The following is a 16,758-nucleotide window of genomic DNA, read 5'->3' as shown; positions in this document are numbered from 1 at the left end:
TCCGAAGATCGGCATCAAGCGCCCGAATGGGACAGGCCGGGCTACTGTGCCGATGAATGATCAGGCGGCGAGCCGGGCGGCGGCGACGTCGTAGCGGTCCAGGACGAGTCCGGCGATCCGCGGATCCGGTCCCAGCGGGCCGGCGACGATCACCGACGGGTCGGCTTCGCGGGCCAGGCGCGCGATCCGGTCCGGCAGCAGTCCCGGCGCGAGGAACCAGCCCGCGACGGCGAGCCGCCGCGCGCCGTTGAGCCGCAACCGCGCGATGGCGGTGGGGACGTCCGGCTGTGCGGCGCTGGCGAACGCGGGCGTCGCGAGCAGTCCGCGACGCAGGTGCCAGCGGGTGGTGATCCCGGCGACCGCGTCGTTCGCCGCGACGTTCGACGAGCCGACGCCCGCCAGCAGGACCCCCAGCCCGGGATCGTCCAGGTCGGCGCCCGCCTCGGTGAGCCGGTCCAGCGCGACCGTCTCGATGATCGGGTCGATGCCCAGCACCCCGGAAACCCGCACGTCGAGGCCGGGACAGTCCGCGGTCGCCTCGGCGACGAGCGCGGGCAGGTCGACCCGGGCGTGGTAGGCCACGCCGAGCAGCAGCGGAACCACGACGACCTCGCGATGCCCCTCGGCGTAGAGACCGCGCAGGGCGTCGGTGAGCAACGGCTCCGAGAGGTCCAAAAAGGACTCACGGATGTCGAGGCTCGGTGCCAGCCCGCGGGAGACGTCGAGCAGGGCGCGGATGGTCGCGGCGGACCGCGGATCGCGGCTGCCGTGGGCGACGGCGACCAGTGGCGGAGTGGGGCGTGGGGTCATGCGAACCTTTCGCCGACGAGCCCGGCGGCGAGGGTGTCGCCGTCCTTCGGGTCGATGACCAGGAACGCGCCCGTCCGCGGGCTGACGCCGTAGTCGTCCACGCCGATCTCCTCGGCCAGCCTCAGCGTGACCCGGCCGATGTCGTTGAGCTCCAGGGTGGCTGGATCGTCCACACTGGACAAAGTCTGCTCGTCGAAGCGGGCGTGGAGTTCGCCGACGAGGGCCTGTACCGTCCGCGTGCCGTGCTTCACCAGCACCCGCGCGCCCGGTTTGAGCGGCTTGGCCGAGAGCCAGCACAGGGTCGCGGTGATCTCGTCGGTCACCGTCGGCTGCCGGTCGGCGGCGGCGATCAGATCACCCCGCGAGATGTCGAGGTCGTCCGCGAGCAATAGGGTCACCGAGGTGCCCGACCCGGCTTCGGAAAGCGGCCCGTCGGCGGTGTCGATACCCTCCACCCGGCTCCGGATGCCTTGCGGGAGCACGACGATCTCGTCACCCGGCCGGACCGTGCCCGCCGCGATCTGTCCCGCGTAACCCCGGTAGTCGGGGTGATCGGCCGTACGCGGCCGGATCACGTACTGCACCGGGAAGCGGAACGCCGAATCGTGCGGATCCGGCGCCACGGGCACGGTTTCCAGGTGCTCCAGCAGGGTCGGGCCGGAGTACCACGGGGTCTTGTCCGACTTCTCCGCGACGTTGTCGCCCTCCAGCGCCGAAACCGGCACCGCGAGCACGGAACCCCGCTCGTAGCCCAAGGACGCGGCGTGCTCGGCGAACTCCTCGGCGATCACCGTGAAGGTCGCCTCGTCGTAGCCGACGAGGTCGATCTTGTTCACCGCCAGCACCAGATGCGGGACACCCAGCAGGGCGAGCACCGCCGCGTGACGGCGGGTCTGCTCGATGACGCCCTTGCGCGCGTCGACCAGCAGCACCGCCAGTTGCGCGGTGGACGCCCCGGTCACCGTGTTCCGCGTGTACTGCACGTGGCCCGGGGTGTCCGCGAGCACGAAACTGCGCCTCGGCGTCGCGAAATACCGGTACGCCACGTCGATCGTGATGCCCTGCTCGCGTTCCGAGCGCAGGCCGTCCACGAGCAGCGAAAGGTCCGGAGTGGACAGTCCTTTGTCGACACTGGCGCGGGTGACCGCGTCCAGCTGGTCGGCGAGAACGGATTTGGTGTCGTACAGGAGCCGCCCGACCAGGGTCGACTTCCCGTCGTCCACGCTGCCCGCGGTCGCGAGCCGGAGAAGGCTGGACATCAGAAGTACCCCTCACGCTTGCGGTCTTCCATCGCCGCCTCCGACATCCGGTCGTCGGCGCGGGTGGCGCCGCGTTCGGTGAGCCGGGAGGCCGAGACCTCGGCGATGACCTCGTCCACCGTGGCGGCGGTCGATTCGATGGCGCCCGTGCACGAGCCGTCGCCGACGGTCCGGTAGCGCACGGTCAGTTCTTTCACGTCTTCGCCCGGCCGCGGCCCGCCCCAGGGCCCTTCGGTGAGCCACATGCCGTCGCGCTGGTAGACCTCGCGCCGGTGCGCGTAGTAGATCGACGGAAGTTCGACCTTCTCCCGCGCGATGTAGTTCCAGACGTCCGCTTCGGTCCAGTTGGACAGCGGGAAGACGCGGACCTGCTCGCCGGGGCGGTGCCGCCCGTTGTAGAGGTTCCACAGTTCGGGGCGCTGCCGACGCGGCTCCCACTGGCCGAAAGCGTTGCGGAGACTGAAGATCCGCTCCTTGGCACGGGCGCGTTCCTCGTCGCGGCGCCCGCCGCCGAAGACCGCGTCGAACTTGTTCTCGGCGATCGTGTCGAGCAGTGGCGTGGTCTGCAGCGGGTTGCGCATCCCGTCGGCGCGCTCTTCGAGCCTGCCGTCGTCGATCCAGTCCTGCACCTTCGCCACGTGCAGCCGCAGCCCGTGCTGCTCGACCACGCGGTCGCGGAAGTCGATGACCTCGTCGAGGTTGTGCCCGGTGTCCACGTGCAGCAACGGGAACGGCACCGGCGCGGGCCAGAACGCCTTGATCGCCAGGTGCAGCAGGAGCGTCGAGTCCTTGCCGCCGGAGAACAGGATCACCGGCCGGTCGAACTCGCCCGCCACCTCGCGGAAGATGTGGATGGCCTCGGATTCCAGCGCCGCCAGGTTGTCCGTGGCGGCGTCAGCGGCCGGTTCGAGCGTGGTCATGTCGTCCCTTCTCAGCCGTGCAAGCCGCACTCGGTCTTGCCCTGCCCGGCCCACCGGCCACTGCGCGGGTCCTGACCCGGAGCGACCTTCGCGGTGCACGGCGCGCAGCCGATCGACAGATAGCCGATGGACACCAACGGGTTCTCGAGGATTCCGTGTTCGTCGATGTAGTCCCTGAACTCGTCGTCGGACCACGGCGCGATCGGGTTGATCTTCACCAGCCCGTTGCGGTCGTCCCAGGTGACGATGGGGGTGTTCGCGCGGGTCGGCGCGTCGACCCGGCGGACGCCGGTCACCCACGCCGAGTACTTCGCGAGCGTGTTCCGCAGCGGCACGACCTTGCGCAGCTGGCAGCACTGGGTCGGGTCGCGTTCGTGCAGTTTCGGGCCGTACTCCGCGTCCTGTTCGGCGACGCTCTGCGCGGCCTGGGCGTTCACGATCCGCACGCCGGGATAGACCGCCTGCACCGCGTCGCGGGTGCCGATGGTCTCCGGGAAGTGATAGCCGGTCTGCAGGAACAGCACGTCGACGTCGGGTTTGACCTGGGTGGCCAGATCGATGAGGACGGCGTCCTGCATGTTCGACGCGACGATGAAGTCGTCGCCGAACGTCTCCGCGGTCCAGCGCAGGGCCTCGGTGGCTGTCGCTTCGGCGAGTTCCTTCGAGGCCCTTTCGGCAAGGGTCTTGTAGTCGGCAGTGGCGGTCATCCTGGTGACACCTCCGGGAAGGACAGTCCGAGGAATTTCACGGTGAAGACCCGGCGGCAGGCCGAGCACAGCCAAGAGCCGCCCTCTTCCGGCCGAAGGTCTTCATCGCCACAGAAAGGGCAGTGATACGGCGTCGCTCGTTCGGTCACTGCAGGGCGCTTTCTTCGGCCCGCGTGACCCACTGGGCGAACCGTTCGCCGGGTTCGCGGCCGGCGAGGTACGCCCGCACGATCCGTTCGACGTACACGGTCAGCTCCGACGCGGTCACCTTGTGCCCGCGCAGTTTCCGGCCGAACCCGGCGTCCAGGCCGAGCCCGCCGCCGAGGTGCACCTGGAAGCCTTCGACCTGCTTGCCGTCCTCGTCGGTGACGATCTGGCCCTTGAGCCCGATGTCGGCGGTCTGGATCCGCGCGCAGGAGTTGGGGCAGCCGTTGAGGTGCACGGTCACCGGGTTCTCGAACTCGGCCTGGATGTCGGCGAGCCGCTTCTCCAGTTCGTCGACCAGCTGGATGGCGCGGGCCTTGGTCTCGACGATGGCGAGCTTGCAGTACTCCAGCCCGGTGCAGGCCATGATCCCGCGTCGCCACGGCGACGGTTCGGTCTGCAGGCCGAGGTCGGCGAGTTCGGATTGCAGCCCCCTCACCTCGGCCTCGGGGACGTCGAGGACGACGAGTTTCTGTTGCGGCGTAAGCCTGACGCGGTTCGATCCGGCGCGTTCGACGGCCTTCGCGACCGCCAGCAGGGTCGAGCCGGAGACGCGGCCCGCGATCGGCGCGGCGCCGACGTAGAACTTGCCGTCGGTCTGCGGGTGCACGCCGACGTGGTCGATCTGGGTGGCGGGCACCTCGGGCGCAGGCCCGTCGGTCAGCTTGCGCTTGAGGTACTCGTCCTCCAGTACCTGGCGGAACTTCGCGGCACCCCAGTCCTTCACCAGGAACTTGATGCGGGCGCGGGCGCGCAGGCGCCGGTAGCCGTAGTCGCGGAAGACGCTGATCACGCCTTCCCAGACGTCGGGGACCTCTTCCAGGGGGACCCAGGCGCCCAGCCGCTGCCCGATCATCGGGTTGGTGGACAGGCCGCCGCCGACCCAGAGGTCGAAGCCGGGACCGTGCTCGGGGTGGTTCACCCCGACGAAGGCGATGTCGTGGATCTCGTGGGCGACGTCCTGCTGGCCCGAGATCGCGGTCTTGAACTTGCGCGGCAGGTTCGAGTAGCGCGGGTCGCCGATGTAGCGGCGCTTGATCTCGTCGATCGCGGGCGTGCCGTCGATGACCTCGTCCGCGGCGATGCCGGCGACCGGGGAGCCGAGGATGACGCGCGGGCTGTCGCCGCAGGCCTCCATCGTGGTCATCCCGGCCTTCTCCAGCTTGGCCCAGATCGTCGGGACGTCCTCGACCTGGATCCAGTGGTACTGGATGTTCTGCCGGTCGGTGATGTCGGCGGTGTCGCGCGCGTGGGTCTGCGAGATCTCGGCGAGCACGGCGAGCTGATCCGTGGTCAGCGCGCCGCCGTCGAGCCGGACCCGCAGCATGAAGTAGCGGTCGTCGAGCTCTTCGGGCTCCAGCGTCGCGGTGCGGCCGCCGTCGATGCCCGGTTTGCGCTGGGTGTAGAGGCCGAACCAGCGGAACCGGCCGCGGAGGTCACCGGGGTCGATCGAGTCGAACCCGCGGTGGGCGTAGATGTTCTCGATCCGCGCCCGGACGTTGAGCGGGTCGTCGTCCTTCTTGGACCGTTCGTTGGGGTTCAGCGGTTCGCGGTACCCCAACGCCCACTGTCCCTCGCCCCGTTTTTGTTTGACCCGGGGCGTGCGGGCAGGGGTCTCGCGCGTGGGCGACGACATGGGAGTCCTCCGGCAGATCGTGGTGGTGGCGGGGAGTCAGCGGTTCGTCGCACAGAGCGCGCTGGCCACGCGACGGAGATCCACGTGGCGGCGTGCCACGAGGCTGATTCCGGCGCGGGTCATTCGTTCAGCGTGCCACGCGCCCACTATGTGGTCTAGGCCGGTCCGAATGCTGGGAACAGGGTTCGGATACGACTGTTTCCGCTGGTCAGACGCCTGTTTCGAAGGTCAAGTGCGGGTTCGCCGCCGCCACTGTGACGCAGAACGCGCAAGCCTCAAGAGGGGAGGACGCGGTCCACGATGAGCCGGATGACGTCTTCGTCGGTGACGTCCGCGAGGACTTCCGGGAGGGTGAGCCGTTCGACGGTGAGCCCGGTCAGCGCGAGATACATCAGCAATACCTCCGCGCGCCCGCCCGGCATGCCCGCCGAGACGTGCCAGTCGACGCTCATGTCGATGCCCTCGCGGATCGTCTTGGTCAGCTCGGCCGCCAGCTCCGGGCGCCGGGTGGCTTCGAGCCGGAGTTCGAGCAGGGCGAGATACGGCTCGCGGTGGCCGGTCAGCCGTCCCATGAGTTCGCCGAGCAGTACGCCGACCCGGTCGTGGGACGGCGTCTCGGCCTGAGGATTCACCATGACGTCGGCCGGTGCCGACAACCGCTCCTGCACGCGGACGCCGACCTCGCCGAGCAGCTGGTCCCGGTTCCGGAAGTAGTTGGACGTCGTGCCGGGCGGGACGTCGGCTTCGACGTCCACGGCGCGGTAGGTGAGCCCGCGGGCGCCCTCGCGGGCGAGGACGGTGATGGCGGCGTCGGTGAGGGCGGTCCGGCGCTCCGGGTTCTGTCGCATCGGAACATTCTCCTTGCTTCGATCAAACCACTATGTCTATAGTACTACGCATCAAGTGGTTCTTCTGGGAGGAAAACACCAAATGCAACTCAGCGGTTTCGGTGCCTGTGTGCTCGTCGACGACATCGTCGAGACCACCGCCTGGTGGAAGCGGCACCTGCAGTTGACGGTGACGATCGAGCTCGACTGGTTCTCCAGCCTCAACGTCGGAGTGCCGGGCTATGAGATGAGCTTCGCGAAGCGCGGCCACAAGGCCACGCCGGAGCCTTGGCGCGCGCAGGAGGCGGCCGGATCGATGGTCGGGTTCATGGTCGCCGACGCGGCGGCCGAGTACGAGCGGCTGCGCGGGGAGGGGGTCAAGATCGTCACGGAGCTCGTGGACGAGGAATTCGGTCAGCGGCACTTCTACATCGAGGACCTCAACGGTTTCCTCATCGACATCATCGAGGTCATCCCGCCGGCTCAGGAGTGGCTGGCCGCGAACGGGTTGGCCTAGTACCGCTTCGGGTGAGTGAGGCCGCGCGGACTCTCCGTCGCCGCTAGCTTCGGTCTCCGATCCACACTGGACGGAGGAGTTGCGCATGCGCCGATGGGTGGTCGCCGCGATGGTGCTGGCGTCCCTGCTGATCCCGGGTACGGCTTCCGGGGCCGAGCAGGGGTGCAGGCTGGTTTCGCCCGACGAGGGGGCGGTGCTGCACAAGGGCGGCTCGTACCGGTTCGAGGCGGTCGGCTGCTCGCCGAACGCCCGTGGGCACCTCGCCAACGTGGTGCTGGTCGAGGTGAACATGAGCCGTGACGTCCAGTCCGACGAGTACGGCGACTGGTCGCTCGACTACGTGGTCAACGACTACTCGTTGAGCATGGAGACCCTCGTCTGGGTGCGGTTCGAGGACGGCACACGCTCGACGTCGGTCAAGGTGCACATCGCCGACAGATAGCGCGATCCGTGAAGGCCTCTTTCCCCGGGGAAGGAGGCCTTCACGGCGTGGGGGACACTGGGGTGTGCCCGCACTACTGCCCGAAACCACCACGCCCGTCGAGTCAGCGCTCCCCGAGAGCGCGCTGGAAGGGCTCGGCACCCGGCCGTTCGGTGTCTACGTGCACGTCCCGTTCTGCGCGACCCGGTGCGGCTACTGCGATTTCAACACCTACACCGCCGGTGAGCTCGACAGCGATTCGTCGCCGCAGTCCTGGCTCGAAGGCCTCAAGCGCGAGTTCGATCTGGCTGCGCGTGTACTCGGGAAGCCACCCGCGGTCGACACCGTCTTCGTCGGCGGAGGCACTCCGTCGCTGCTCGGCGCCGAAGGGCTCCGAAGCGTCCTCGACGCCGTACGTGACACGTTCGGTCTCGCGCCCGACGCCGAGGTGACGACGGAGTCCAATCCGGAGTCGACGTCGCGGGAGTTCTTCGACGGCATCCGCGACGCCGGGTACAACCGGATCTCGCTCGGGATGCAGTCGGCCGCGCAGCACGTGTTGCGGATCCTCGACCGCGTGCACACCCCCGGCCGTCCGGTCACGGCGGCGGAGGAAGCACGGGCCGCCGGATTCGAGCACGTCAACCTCGACGTCATCTACGGCACGCCGGGGGAGCGGGTCGAAGACCTCCAGGCTTCGCTGGACGCGGTGCTGGCCGCCGGTGTCGACCACGTCTCGGCGTACGCGCTGATCGTCGAGGAGGGCACCGCGCTCGCCCGCCGCATCCGCCGCGGCGAACTTCCCGCGCCGGACGACGACGTGCTGGCCGCCGACTACGAACTGATCGACCGCGTCCTCGCTTCGGCGGGGTTGCGCTGGTACGAGGTGTCCAACTGGGCGACCTCGGAGGAAGCCCGCTGCCGGCACAACATCGGCTATTGGCGCGGCGGCGACTGGTGGGGCGCCGGGCCGGGCGCGCACAGCCACGTCGGCGGCGTCCGCTGGTGGAACGTCAAACATCCGGCCCGGTACGCCGCCTCGCTCGCCGCCGGGGACTCGCCTGCCGCCGGTCGCGAACTGCTGACCGGCGAAGACCGGCATCTGGAACGCGTGATGCTGGAACTCCGGCTGTCCGAAGGACTTCCGCTCGACGCCCTCGACGACGACGGCCGGGCCGAAGCCCGGGTCGCGGCCGCCGAGGGGTTGCTCGATCAGTCCGCTTTGGACGGTCAGGGCCGGGCGGTGCTGACCGATCGCGGGCGGTTGCTCGCGGACGGACTGGTGCGACGGCTCACCTGAGCGGTGGGCTCGTGAGTGGTAAGGGCGGTTCTAACCGTCCGTGCCACTCACGAGGCCTTGGCCGCGAGGCCGGCGAGGAACAGGTCGATGGCGAACTCGAACCGTTCCTGGGCCGTCTCCGCGGTGAAGTACTCGCCCGAGCCGAGCATGTTCGGGAACGTGCCGGGTGGGAACGACGTCATGTACTCGACCATCTGCTTGCCGCGTTCCTCCTGCTCGGCCAGGTTGATGTCGCCGTGCTGCCAGCCCGCGCCTTCGTAGGCGAAAGCCTTGGCGTAGAGCCATAACGCGTCCGCCGCGAACAACGCCTGCTTGAGGTCGAGGCCACCCGCGCGCAGCACCGCGAGCATGGCTTCGGCCTGCTGCAAGGCGTTCGCGCCCACCGGAACCGGGATGGCCCACGCGATCTTGGCGATTCCGGGGAACGACGTCAGCGCGCGCACGTTCTCCCGCAACAGGTCCTTCGCCTGCTCGATCCACCGCTCCGGTTCGGGTTCGGGCACCGGGCCGAAGTCGAGGACGTGGTCGACCATCAGCTCGTGGAGCTCTTCCTTGTTCGCCACGTGGGCGTAGAGCGACGCGGGGCCGGTTTCCAGCGCCTGGGCCACGCGCCGCATGCTCACCGCCTCCAGCCCCTCGGCGGCGAGGAGGTCCAGGGCCGTCTTCACCACGAGCTCCTGGGACAGCACGGGTTTCTCGGCGCGACGCCGGGGCCTGCTCACTTCGTTCGCCTCCTGATCCGGGGTACTCCCGGGAACTCTACTTGACGCGAACGCTGTTCGTCTGTAGAACAGTGTTCGTCACACGAACACCGTTCGCCCCACTGGAGGACATCATGACCGAACGACGGGCCGAGGTCCTGGCCGTCCTGGGCAAGCTCGCCGACGCGTGGAACGACGGCGACGCGGCCGCGTACGCGTCGCTGTTCACCGAGGACGCCGACTACGTGACGTTCTTCGGCATGAACATGCCTGGCCGCGTGATCATCGAAAGCGCGCACCGCTCCCTGTTCGAGGGGCTGCTGAAGGGATCGAAACTGGTCGCCGGGGGCGAGGAGCCCAGGGTTCGGTTCGTGCGGCCCGACGTCGCGATCGTCGTGTCCGGCGGTGAATCGTCGCTGGCGGGCGGCGAGCCAGGACCAGGCCGGGAATCGACGCTGACGTATGTCCTGGTGGAGGAGTCCGAAGGCTGGCGGATCGCGTCGTTCCAGAACACCCGGGTGAGTGATCCGGCCGCGAGCGCGGCGTGAAACCGCTGGTCGAAGTCGACGACGTGGTGCCCGCGTCCGCCGATGAGGTCTTCGCCCGGATCGCGGAATTTCTTCAAGCGCAGCAGTACAACCCAGGCTTCGAGATGGACGCCGAGCGCGGCCTCATCGCCCAGCAGGGCGGGTGGTGGTACCGCGGTGAGTACATCGTCGTGGATGATCCGGCCGGTGTGCGGGTAACCCATCGGGTGTACAACGTCGCTACCCGGGGCCGGTGGGCGGTCCCGCTGGCCAACCGGTTCTTCGCCGGGTTCGACGGGCGGGTCCGGGAGAGCTTTGATCGGATGATGGGAGACGTCGCCCGCTCGATCCGGGATCGGCGTACGCTCAGTTAGGTTCACCTAACCTCATGAAAGGAATCGTGAATGGCCGAGGCGCGGAGATCAGTGTCGGCGACCCGGTTGCGGGTGCTGCGCACCGAGCGGATCACCCCGCATATGGTCCGGATCGTCGCTGGGGGCGAAGGGATCGCCTCGTTCCAGCCCAACGAATTCACCGACGCCTACGTCAAGGTGCACTTCCGGGTGCCCGGCGTCACCTATCCCGAGCCGTTCGACCTGGCGCGCGTCCGCGAAGAACTGCCGCGTGAGCAGTGGCCGCGGATGCGTTCCTACACCGTCCGGGCCTTCGACCGGGATCTCGGCGAGCTGGTGCTCGACTTCGTCCACCACGGTGACGAGGGTGTCGCCGGACCGTGGGCCGCCGCCGCGAAACCGGGCGACGAGCTGCTGATCTCGGGTCCCGGCGGGGCGTACGCGCCGGGCGAAGAAGCCGACTGGCACCTGCTCGCGGGTGACGAGAGCGCCCTTCCGGCGATCGCCGCGTCACTCGAAGCGATGCCGGCGGGCGTTCCCGTGCACGCGGTCATCCTCGTCGAGGACGCCGCCGAAGAGCAGTCGCTGACCACCAAGGGCGACGCGCGGATCACCTGGCTGCACCGGAGCAAGGGCGACGATCTCGCGGCAGCCGTCCGGGCGCTCGAGTGGCGTGACGGTGTCGTTCAGGCGTTCGTGCACGGCGAGGCCGCGTTCGTCCGGGATCTGCGACGTCACCTTCTCGACGACCGGGGAATGCAGCGTGACCTGCTGTCCATCTCCGGATACTGGCGGATCGGGAAGACCGACGAGGCGTGGCGACTGGAGAAACAGGCCGAACGGAACGCGTAGCCTCGGTCGCATGATCGAGCTGAAGGTGGACGTCGACCCGGCCGAGGTGGGCTTCGACGCGGAGCGGCTACGGCGGATCGACAAGCACTTCGACGGGTACCTGGAGCGAAATCTGCTTCCCGGGTATCTGGCCGTGGTGACCAGGAACGGGAAGGTCGCGCATCTCGCGTCGAACGGGCTGCGCGACATCGAGGCCGGGCTCCCGGTGGAGACCGACACGATCTGGCGCGTCTTCTCGATGACGAAGCCGGTCACCTCGGTCGCCGCGATGATGCTCGTCGAAGAGGGGCTCATCGACCTCCGGGACCCGATTTCCCGGTGGCTGCCGGAATTCGCGGAACCGCGGGTCTTCACGACGGGCTCGTCCGTCCGGGTGGCGACCGAGCCTGCGACGGAACCCATCCGGCTTTGGCACCTGCTCACCCACACCGCCGGGCTGACCTACGGATTCCACCGCACGCATCCGGTCGACGCGCTCTACCGCGAGGCCGGCTTCGACTGGGGTACCGCGCCGGGGCTCGACCTCGCCGGTGTCTCCGAGGCGCTCGCGAGGCAGCCGTTGCAGTTCCAGCCCGGTTCGGAATGGAACTATTCGGTCGCGACGGACATCCTCGGCAGGCTCGTCGAGGTCGTCTCCGGTCAGTCTCTCGACACCTTCTTCAGCGAGCGGATCTTCACCCCGCTCGGCATGCACGAGACCGGATTCCAAACCGACCCGGCCGCCCTCGACAGGCTGGCCGCCCTCTACGTGCCCAACCCGAAGACGAAGGCCCCGTTCCGCCACGACGAGATGGGCACCATCGGCCGTGTCACGCCCACTTGCCTGTCGGGCGGCGGGGGGCTGGTCTCGACGGCGGGCGACTACCACCGCTTCACGCAGATGCTGCTGCGTGGCGGCGAACTCGACGGCGTCCGGCTGCTCGGTCCGCGCACGGTGGAGGTCATGGCGAGCAACCACCTGCCGGGCGGGGTGGATCTGGAGACCTACGGTCGCGTCGGGTTCTCCGAGACGCCGTACGACGGTTTCGGCTTCGGACTGGGCTTTTCCGTGCTCGACGACCCGGTGAAGGCCAAAACCCTCGCCAGCGCCGGGGAATTCGCCTGGGGTGGCGCGGCGAGCACCGCCTTCTGGGTCGATCCCGACGAGGACGTCACGGTGCTGTTCTTCACCCAGCTGCTGCCGTCGTCGACCCATCCGATCCGCGCCGAACTGCGCAACCTGGTGTACCAAGCCCTCGCGGGCTGATCCTTTTCGGGCAGCCCATCAGGCGGATCCTTTACCGCGCGGTGGAAACCCGGCCACACTGGACCCAGCCGAAGGGGAGGGGTCCTCATGCGCCGGATCGCGGTGGTCGGGGCCGGGCAAGCCGGTCTGGTCCTGGCCTTGGGCCTGCAGCGGCACGGATACGCCGTCACCGTGGTCACCGACCGCGACGCCGGAACGATCCGTGCCGGCGGCCTCATCTCGAACCAGTGCTTGTTCCATCCCGCCCTGACCCGGGAACGCGCGCTGGGCATCAACTTCTGGGACGGCACCGCCCCGGAGATGCTCGGCGCGTCGTTCGGGCTCGCCGGGGACTCCCCGGAGCCCGCCGTCTCGTGGCGCGCCCGCTTCGAGCATCCCGCGCAGTCGGTCGACCAACGGGTCAAGGTGTCCGACTGGCTGACCGCGTTCACGGCCCGCGGCGGTGAGGTGCGGATCGGCACGGTGACGCCCGACGGGCTGGAGGAGTACGCCCGCGAGTTCGATCTCGTGCTGGTCGCGGCCGGGCGAGGGCCGCGGTTCGACCGTCTCTTCCCGCGTGACGACGCGCGTTCCCCGTATCGCGAACCGCAGCGGACCATCGGGATCCTGTACCTCGTCTCCGGGCGCGACGAGCCGCTTCCGGTGTATCCGGGCCTGACGTTCGGGCTCTCCCGGGCCGGTGAGCTGTTCGGGCTGCCGGTCCAGTCGGTGCGTGGGCCCGTCTTCGGTCTGGGGTTCTTCGGCGTTCCCGGCGGCCCCATGGACGTCTGGGACGACGTCACCGACGTCGACGAGCATTTCGCTCTCGCGATGACGGTGCTGCGCAAGCAGTTCCCGTGGGTCGAGGAGTCGCTCGCCGGCGCACGCCCGAGCGGGCCGCTGGACGTCCTGCGCGGCCGGGTCCTGCCGATCGTGCGCGACCCGGTCGGGACGCTGCCGTCGGGGGCGAAGGTACTCGCGATGGGCGACGCCGCGGTGACGAACGACCCGATCGCCGGGCAGGGCGCGAACATGGCGGCGCACGCGGCCGCGGTCTACGAACAGAGCATCCTCGACCACGGCGACCGCCCGTTCGACGAAGCGTTCCAGCGCCGTACTTTCGCGAAGTACTGGGAAAAGGCACAGCACGCGACCCGGCTGAGCAACGATTTCCTCGCGCCGCCACCGGATCACGTGCTGGCCACCCTGGACGCCGCGCAAACGGCGCCCGAGGTGGCACGCCGGTTCGCGCACGTCTTCTCCGACCCCGCCGACTACACCGCTTGGCTGACCGACGAGGAAGTCGCGCTCGCCTACCTCGGGTCGAACGGCTTCTGATCCGGGGCGCAGACGGTGCCGCGCGCCGGAAGGCGGCCGTTGATCAGGTAGGCGTCGAGGGCAGCGTCGACACACTTGCTGCGGTTCGCGGCGCCGTGCCCCCAGGCGTCCAGCGTCAGGAGCCGGGCGTTCCCGAGGATGCGTTCGGTCCGTTTCGCTCCGGCGTACGGCGTTTCCGGATCGCCCTTGCCGTTGGCCAGCAACAGGATCGGCGCGGTCGGCCGGTTCCATGGTCCCGTGTAGCGGGCCGGGTCGGAGGCGGGCCAGAAAGCACACGGCAGCGAGAGATACGTGTCGTACGAACCGAAACCGCGGCTTTCGCGATCGGCCTCGCGGGCCGCCTTCGGCCACGCCGCCGGGTCACGCGGGTTCGTGGTGTCGGCACAGATCGTCCCACCGCCGCCGAGTGCGGAGTCGAACGGCGTCACGATGGCTTTCGCCGAGGCCGATTTCGTCTCGGACTGAAGGAATTCCGCCAGCGCGGGCGAGTCGGCCTCGTCGGTCAGCGCGTTGTGGGTGCGCCGGATGACGTCCTGATAGGTGATCGCGCCCGGCGTGGCCTCGAGCCGGTCGAGGATGCCGTCGTATTTGGCCCGCAGGTCCGTCCCGGGTTCGCGGAACGCGCACCGGACGTCGGCCGCGCAGGCGTCGAGGAACGCCTGCAGCGCGCGGTCCGCGTCCCGGAAACCGCCGAGCCTGGTGCTGAACGGGACGTTCGCGTCCTCCGGACGGTGCCCGGTGGACCAGGCGATCGGATCGTCGACGGCGTCGAGGGCCAAGGCCCCGACGCGATGCGGGAACAGGTTGGCGTACACCTCGCCGAGGTACGTGCCGTACGAGAGGCCGTAGTACCGCAGGCGGGGCTCACCGGCGGCCTCGCGGAGCTTGTCGAGGTCCCGGGCGACGTTCGTGGTCGACAGATGACCCAGCAGCGGCCCGGCGTTGCGGCCGCACGAGGCGGCGACCTCACGGACGTCGGCGATCTGCCGGGTTTCCTGCTCGACGGTGATCGGGAACTGGCCGAGCACCCGCTTGAGCGGCTCGAGTTCCGCTTCGCTCGCGAAGCAGCGGACAGGCGTGCTGGCGCCGACGCCGCGCGGGTCGAAGCCCACGATGTCGAACTGCCGGTGCAGCGACGCGGTCTGGAACTCGCTGAAGCGGCCGGGATTCCCGGGACCGCCGGGGTTGGTGAAGACGGTGCCGCGTTTGTGCTTCCGGTCGGTCGCGGGAAGACGGCCGAGCGCGATGGTGATCCGAGGGCCGCCCGGATCCCGGTACGAAAGCGGGACTTCCAGTTCGGCGCAGTCGTAGCCGGATGGCGATCCCGCCGGACAGGGGCCCCAGGCGATGCCTTTCGGCGCGGCCGAGACCGCGGGCGCGATCGTGACGGCGGCGAGTGCGGTGAGGGTGATCAAAGCGGCGGTGCGGACTCTGCTGGTGGTCACCGGTCCAGCGTCTCGGCTCGCGGGCGCGAGATCCCTGGTGCGCGTACCCGGAAAGACGGTGGAGCAGCCCCCACCCCGCCCTCCGCCAGGCACGAAAAAGGAGGGGCGCGCCCCTCCATGTTCAACATATAGCGCACCTGGGGGCTTGCGGCAAGACCCCGGTGTTGCCGCAGAATCCTCGGCCGTAGCCAGTACAGGCCGAACAGGAGTGAAGATTTGACGGACGTCGACGTGATCATCGTGGGTGCCGGCCCGACCGGTCTGATGCTGGCCGCGGAGCTGCGGCTGGCCGGAGTGCGCCCGCTGGTCCTGGAACGGCGGCCGGAACAGGGGAAGACACCGAAGGCCCACGGCCTCAGCGGGCAGATCCTGGACCTGCTGAAGTACCGCGGCCTGCTGGACCGGGTCCGGGGGCTCGTCACCGACCCCGTCCCGCCCCACCGGTTCCCGTTCGGCGGCGTGCACGTCGACCTCACCCGGTTCGACGAGCCCCCGCTCAAGGCGTTGTCGGTGCGACAGCAGTTGTTGGAGCGGCTGCTGGAGGAACACGCCCTCGAACTCGGCGCGGAAGTGCGCCGCGGGCACGAGGTCACCGGGCTGTCCCAAGACGGCACCTCCGTGACGGCCCGGGTCCGCGGGCCGGAGGGGGAGTACGAAGTCACCGCCCCGTACCTCGCCGGATGCGACGGCGGCCGCAGCCCCGTCCGCGCGCTCGCCGGGATCGGCTTCCCCGGGACCACCTATCCCGAGGTCAACCGGATCGGGCAGGTCAAGATCCCCGAGGGGCTGACCGTGCACGACGACGGCGACATCGAGACACCGGAGCTGGGCCGGATCAAGGCGGGCTACACCCGCACCGACGACGGGGTGTTCGCGCTCGGTTCGCTGACGCCGGGGATCTTGTTCATCCAGACCACCGAGGACGATCTCGGCGAGATCGACGAAGACGTGCCGATGACGCTGACCGAACTCGGCGACAGCATCCGTCGCGTGCTCGGCGGGGAAGTCCCGCTGGGCGACCCGGTCCGGCTCTCGCGCTACCAGTTCTCCGCCCGACAGGCGGAGCGCTACCGCGAGGGGCGGATCCTGCTGGCGGGCGACGCGGCCCACCTGCTGCCGTCGACCGGTACGGCGATCAACGTCGGCATGTCCGACTCGGTCAACCTCGCCTGGAAGCTGGCCGCCGAGATCCAGGGGCGGGCGCCGGAGGGGCTGTTGGACACCTATCACGCGGAACGGCACGCCGCCGGTGCCCGCGCGCTGCTGCAGTCCCAGGCGCAGGTCGCGCTGCGGCGCGGGCACGACGAGGCCGCCGAGGCGCTCCGGACGGTCTTCCAGGAACTGCTGGACGACGAGCAGCCCGCGCGACGGCTGGCCGCGCATCTCGCCGGGACCGACCTGCGCTACCCGATGCCCGGTTCCGGGCACGCGCTCGCCGGTACCTTCGTCCCGGATCTCGCGCTGGAGACCGACCAGGGCGCGACCAGCGTCGGGGAGTTGCTGCGCCCGGCGCGGCCGGTCCTGCTCGACCTCGCCGGACGGCCGGAGCTCCGCGAGCTCGCCGAAGGACTCGTCGACGTCCACACCGCCAAGGCCGAGGACCGGCCCGCCGATGTCCTCCTGATTCGCCCGGACGGGTACATCGCCTGGGCGGGGGACACCGAGGACGGCCTGCGGGAAGCGCTCGCGGCCTGGTTCGGCGCCTGATTTCACGCG

At 69.5% G+C, this 16,758-nt stretch carries 19 protein-coding genes; 9 read left to right on the top strand and 10 right to left on the bottom strand.

Annotation, left to right across the window (positions count from 1 at the left end; translation table 11 throughout):
- Positions 1-60 precede the first annotated feature (60 nt).
- The 8 genes from ACZ5IK_RS17810 to ACZ5IK_RS17775 form a co-directional block, all read right to left on the bottom strand.
- Positions 61-810, bottom strand: coding sequence for a sirohydrochlorin chelatase (locus ACZ5IK_RS17810; RefSeq protein ID WP_465488664.1), 750 nt, complete (start codon positions 808-810; stop codon positions 61-63).
- Positions 807-2,069, bottom strand: coding sequence for a sulfate adenylyltransferase subunit 1 (locus ACZ5IK_RS17805; RefSeq protein ID WP_465488663.1), 1,263 nt, complete (start codon positions 2,067-2,069; stop codon positions 807-809). The genes ACZ5IK_RS17810 and ACZ5IK_RS17805 overlap by 4 nt, the downstream gene beginning before the upstream one ends.
- Positions 2,069-2,989: a sulfate adenylyltransferase subunit CysD gene (gene cysD, locus ACZ5IK_RS17800; protein WP_465488662.1), complete on the bottom strand. Its 921-nt coding sequence runs from the start codon at positions 2,987-2,989 to the stop codon at positions 2,069-2,071. Before cysD ends, ACZ5IK_RS17805 begins: the two co-directional genes overlap by 1 nt.
- An 11-nt stretch (positions 2,990-3,000) precedes the next feature.
- Entirely contained in the window at positions 3,001-3,696 is a 696-nt protein-coding gene (locus ACZ5IK_RS17795; protein ID WP_410666080.1) for a phosphoadenylyl-sulfate reductase, read from the bottom strand.
- A complete protein-coding gene (locus tag ACZ5IK_RS17790) occupies positions 3,693-3,845 on the bottom strand; it encodes an eL43 family ribosomal protein (protein WP_101606041.1) in 153 nt (50 codons plus the stop codon). The genes ACZ5IK_RS17795 and ACZ5IK_RS17790 overlap by 4 nt, the downstream gene beginning before the upstream one ends.
- Complete coding sequence (locus ACZ5IK_RS17785) at positions 3,842-5,536, bottom strand: nitrite/sulfite reductase (protein WP_465488661.1); 1,695 nt, start codon at positions 5,534-5,536, stop codon at positions 3,842-3,844. The genes ACZ5IK_RS17790 and ACZ5IK_RS17785 overlap by 4 nt, the downstream gene beginning before the upstream one ends.
- A 36-nt stretch (positions 5,537-5,572) precedes the next feature.
- The gene (locus tag ACZ5IK_RS17780) at positions 5,573-5,659 is read right to left on the bottom strand and encodes a putative leader peptide (protein WP_350573702.1); all 87 of its coding nucleotides are present in this window, start codon (positions 5,657-5,659) and stop codon (positions 5,573-5,575) included.
- 152 nt (positions 5,660-5,811) lie between these two features.
- Complete coding sequence (locus tag ACZ5IK_RS17775; protein ID WP_465488660.1) at positions 5,812-6,384, bottom strand: TetR/AcrR family transcriptional regulator; 573 nt, start codon at positions 6,382-6,384, stop codon at positions 5,812-5,814.
- Between the two features lie 82 nt (positions 6,385-6,466).
- Here ACZ5IK_RS17775 and ACZ5IK_RS17770 point away from each other — a divergent pair, with 82 nt between their 5' ends.
- The 3 genes from ACZ5IK_RS17770 to hemW all read left to right on the top strand — a co-directional run bounded on the left by ACZ5IK_RS17770 (position 6,467) and on the right by hemW (position 8,601).
- Complete coding sequence (locus ACZ5IK_RS17770) at positions 6,467-6,880, top strand: VOC family protein (RefSeq protein WP_465488659.1); 414 nt, start codon at positions 6,467-6,469, stop codon at positions 6,878-6,880.
- Positions 6,881-6,965: 85 nt separating this feature from the next.
- A complete protein-coding gene (locus tag ACZ5IK_RS17765; RefSeq protein ID WP_465488658.1) occupies positions 6,966-7,322 on the top strand; it encodes a hypothetical protein in 357 nt (118 codons plus the stop codon).
- Positions 7,323-7,386: 64 nt separating this feature from the next.
- The gene (gene hemW, locus ACZ5IK_RS17760; RefSeq protein WP_465488657.1) at positions 7,387-8,601 is read left to right on the top strand and encodes a radical SAM family heme chaperone HemW; all 1,215 of its coding nucleotides are present in this window, start codon (positions 7,387-7,389) and stop codon (positions 8,599-8,601) included.
- Between the two features lie 47 nt (positions 8,602-8,648).
- On the opposite strand, the gene ACZ5IK_RS17755 is transcribed toward hemW, so the two are convergent.
- On the bottom strand, positions 8,649-9,323 hold the full coding sequence (locus ACZ5IK_RS17755) for a TetR/AcrR family transcriptional regulator (RefSeq protein ID WP_465488656.1): 675 nt from the start codon (positions 9,321-9,323) through the stop codon (positions 8,649-8,651).
- Positions 9,324-9,436: 113 nt separating this feature from the next.
- On the opposite strand from ACZ5IK_RS17755, the gene ACZ5IK_RS17750 reads away from it, so the two are divergent.
- From ACZ5IK_RS17750 to ACZ5IK_RS17730, 5 genes are all read left to right on the top strand, one after another.
- Positions 9,437-9,850 carry an SgcJ/EcaC family oxidoreductase gene (locus ACZ5IK_RS17750; RefSeq protein ID WP_465488655.1) on the top strand — a complete coding sequence of 138 codons (414 nt, stop codon included), beginning with the start codon at positions 9,437-9,439 and terminating at the stop codon, positions 9,848-9,850.
- Positions 9,847-10,203 (top strand): hypothetical protein, encoded by a 357-nt coding sequence (locus ACZ5IK_RS17745; RefSeq protein WP_465488654.1) that lies wholly within the window; start codon positions 9,847-9,849, stop codon positions 10,201-10,203. The genes ACZ5IK_RS17750 and ACZ5IK_RS17745 overlap by 4 nt, the downstream gene beginning before the upstream one ends.
- A 30-nt stretch (positions 10,204-10,233) precedes the next feature.
- The gene (locus tag ACZ5IK_RS17740; protein ID WP_465488653.1) at positions 10,234-11,034 is read left to right on the top strand and encodes a siderophore-interacting protein; all 801 of its coding nucleotides are present in this window, start codon (positions 10,234-10,236) and stop codon (positions 11,032-11,034) included.
- Positions 11,035-11,044: 10 nt separating this feature from the next.
- The gene (locus ACZ5IK_RS17735) at positions 11,045-12,280 is read left to right on the top strand and encodes a serine hydrolase domain-containing protein (protein ID WP_465488652.1); all 1,236 of its coding nucleotides are present in this window, start codon (positions 11,045-11,047) and stop codon (positions 12,278-12,280) included.
- A gap of 87 nt (positions 12,281-12,367) precedes the next feature.
- On the top strand, positions 12,368-13,597 hold the full coding sequence (locus tag ACZ5IK_RS17730) for a styrene monooxygenase/indole monooxygenase family protein (protein WP_465488651.1): 1,230 nt from the start codon (positions 12,368-12,370) through the stop codon (positions 13,595-13,597).
- On the opposite strand, the gene ACZ5IK_RS17725 is transcribed toward ACZ5IK_RS17730, so the two are convergent.
- Positions 13,573-15,042, bottom strand: a complete 1,470-nt coding sequence (locus tag ACZ5IK_RS17725) for an alpha/beta hydrolase (protein ID WP_465488650.1) — start codon at positions 15,040-15,042, stop codon at positions 13,573-13,575. The two genes, ACZ5IK_RS17730 and ACZ5IK_RS17725, sit on opposite strands and share 25 nt — an antisense overlap.
- A gap of 216 nt (positions 15,043-15,258) precedes the next feature.
- Between ACZ5IK_RS17725 and ACZ5IK_RS17720 the strand changes: the two genes are divergently transcribed.
- Entirely contained in the window at positions 15,259-16,749 is a 1,491-nt protein-coding gene (locus ACZ5IK_RS17720; protein WP_465488649.1) for an FAD-dependent monooxygenase, read from the top strand.
- Positions 16,750-16,758: the final 9 nt, after the last annotated feature.

The organism is Amycolatopsis sp. NPDC031561 (assembly GCF_055580625.1).
The sequence above is the reverse complement of the archived record's forward strand: the minus strand, read 5'-3'. Positions and strand labels throughout refer to the sequence as shown.

What these genes read in the sequence shown, in the direction of transcription:
- ACZ5IK_RS17805 (WP_465488663.1), bottom strand. Translation starts at nt 2,069, where the DNA reads ATGTCCAGCCTTCTCCGGCTCGCGACCGCGGGCAGCGTGGACGACGGG.
- ACZ5IK_RS17775 (WP_465488660.1), bottom strand. Translation starts at nt 6,384, where the DNA reads ATGCGACAGAACCCGGAGCGCCGGACCGCCCTCACCGACGCCGCCATC.
- ACZ5IK_RS17730 (WP_465488651.1), top strand. Translation starts at nt 12,368, where the DNA reads ATGCGCCGGATCGCGGTGGTCGGGGCCGGGCAAGCCGGTCTGGTCCTG.
- cysD (WP_465488662.1), bottom strand. Translation starts at nt 2,989, where the DNA reads ATGACCACGCTCGAACCGGCCGCTGACGCCGCCACGGACAACCTGGCG.
- ACZ5IK_RS17795 (WP_410666080.1), bottom strand. Translation starts at nt 3,696, where the DNA reads ATGACCGCCACTGCCGACTACAAGACCCTTGCCGAAAGGGCCTCGAAG.
- ACZ5IK_RS17740 (WP_465488653.1), top strand. Translation starts at nt 10,234, where the DNA reads ATGGCCGAGGCGCGGAGATCAGTGTCGGCGACCCGGTTGCGGGTGCTG.
- ACZ5IK_RS17810 (WP_465488664.1), bottom strand. Translation starts at nt 810, where the DNA reads ATGACCCCACGCCCCACTCCGCCACTGGTCGCCGTCGCCCACGGCAGC.
- ACZ5IK_RS17735 (WP_465488652.1), top strand. Translation starts at nt 11,045, where the DNA reads ATGATCGAGCTGAAGGTGGACGTCGACCCGGCCGAGGTGGGCTTCGAC.
- ACZ5IK_RS17750 (WP_465488655.1), top strand. Translation starts at nt 9,437, where the DNA reads ATGACCGAACGACGGGCCGAGGTCCTGGCCGTCCTGGGCAAGCTCGCC.
- ACZ5IK_RS17765 (WP_465488658.1), top strand. Translation starts at nt 6,966, where the DNA reads ATGCGCCGATGGGTGGTCGCCGCGATGGTGCTGGCGTCCCTGCTGATC.
- ACZ5IK_RS17770 (WP_465488659.1), top strand. Translation starts at nt 6,467, where the DNA reads ATGCAACTCAGCGGTTTCGGTGCCTGTGTGCTCGTCGACGACATCGTC.
- ACZ5IK_RS17780 (WP_350573702.1), bottom strand. Translation starts at nt 5,659, where the DNA reads ATGACCCGCGCCGGAATCAGCCTCGTGGCACGCCGCCACGTGGATCTC.
- ACZ5IK_RS17785 (WP_465488661.1), bottom strand. Translation starts at nt 5,536, where the DNA reads ATGTCGTCGCCCACGCGCGAGACCCCTGCCCGCACGCCCCGGGTCAAA.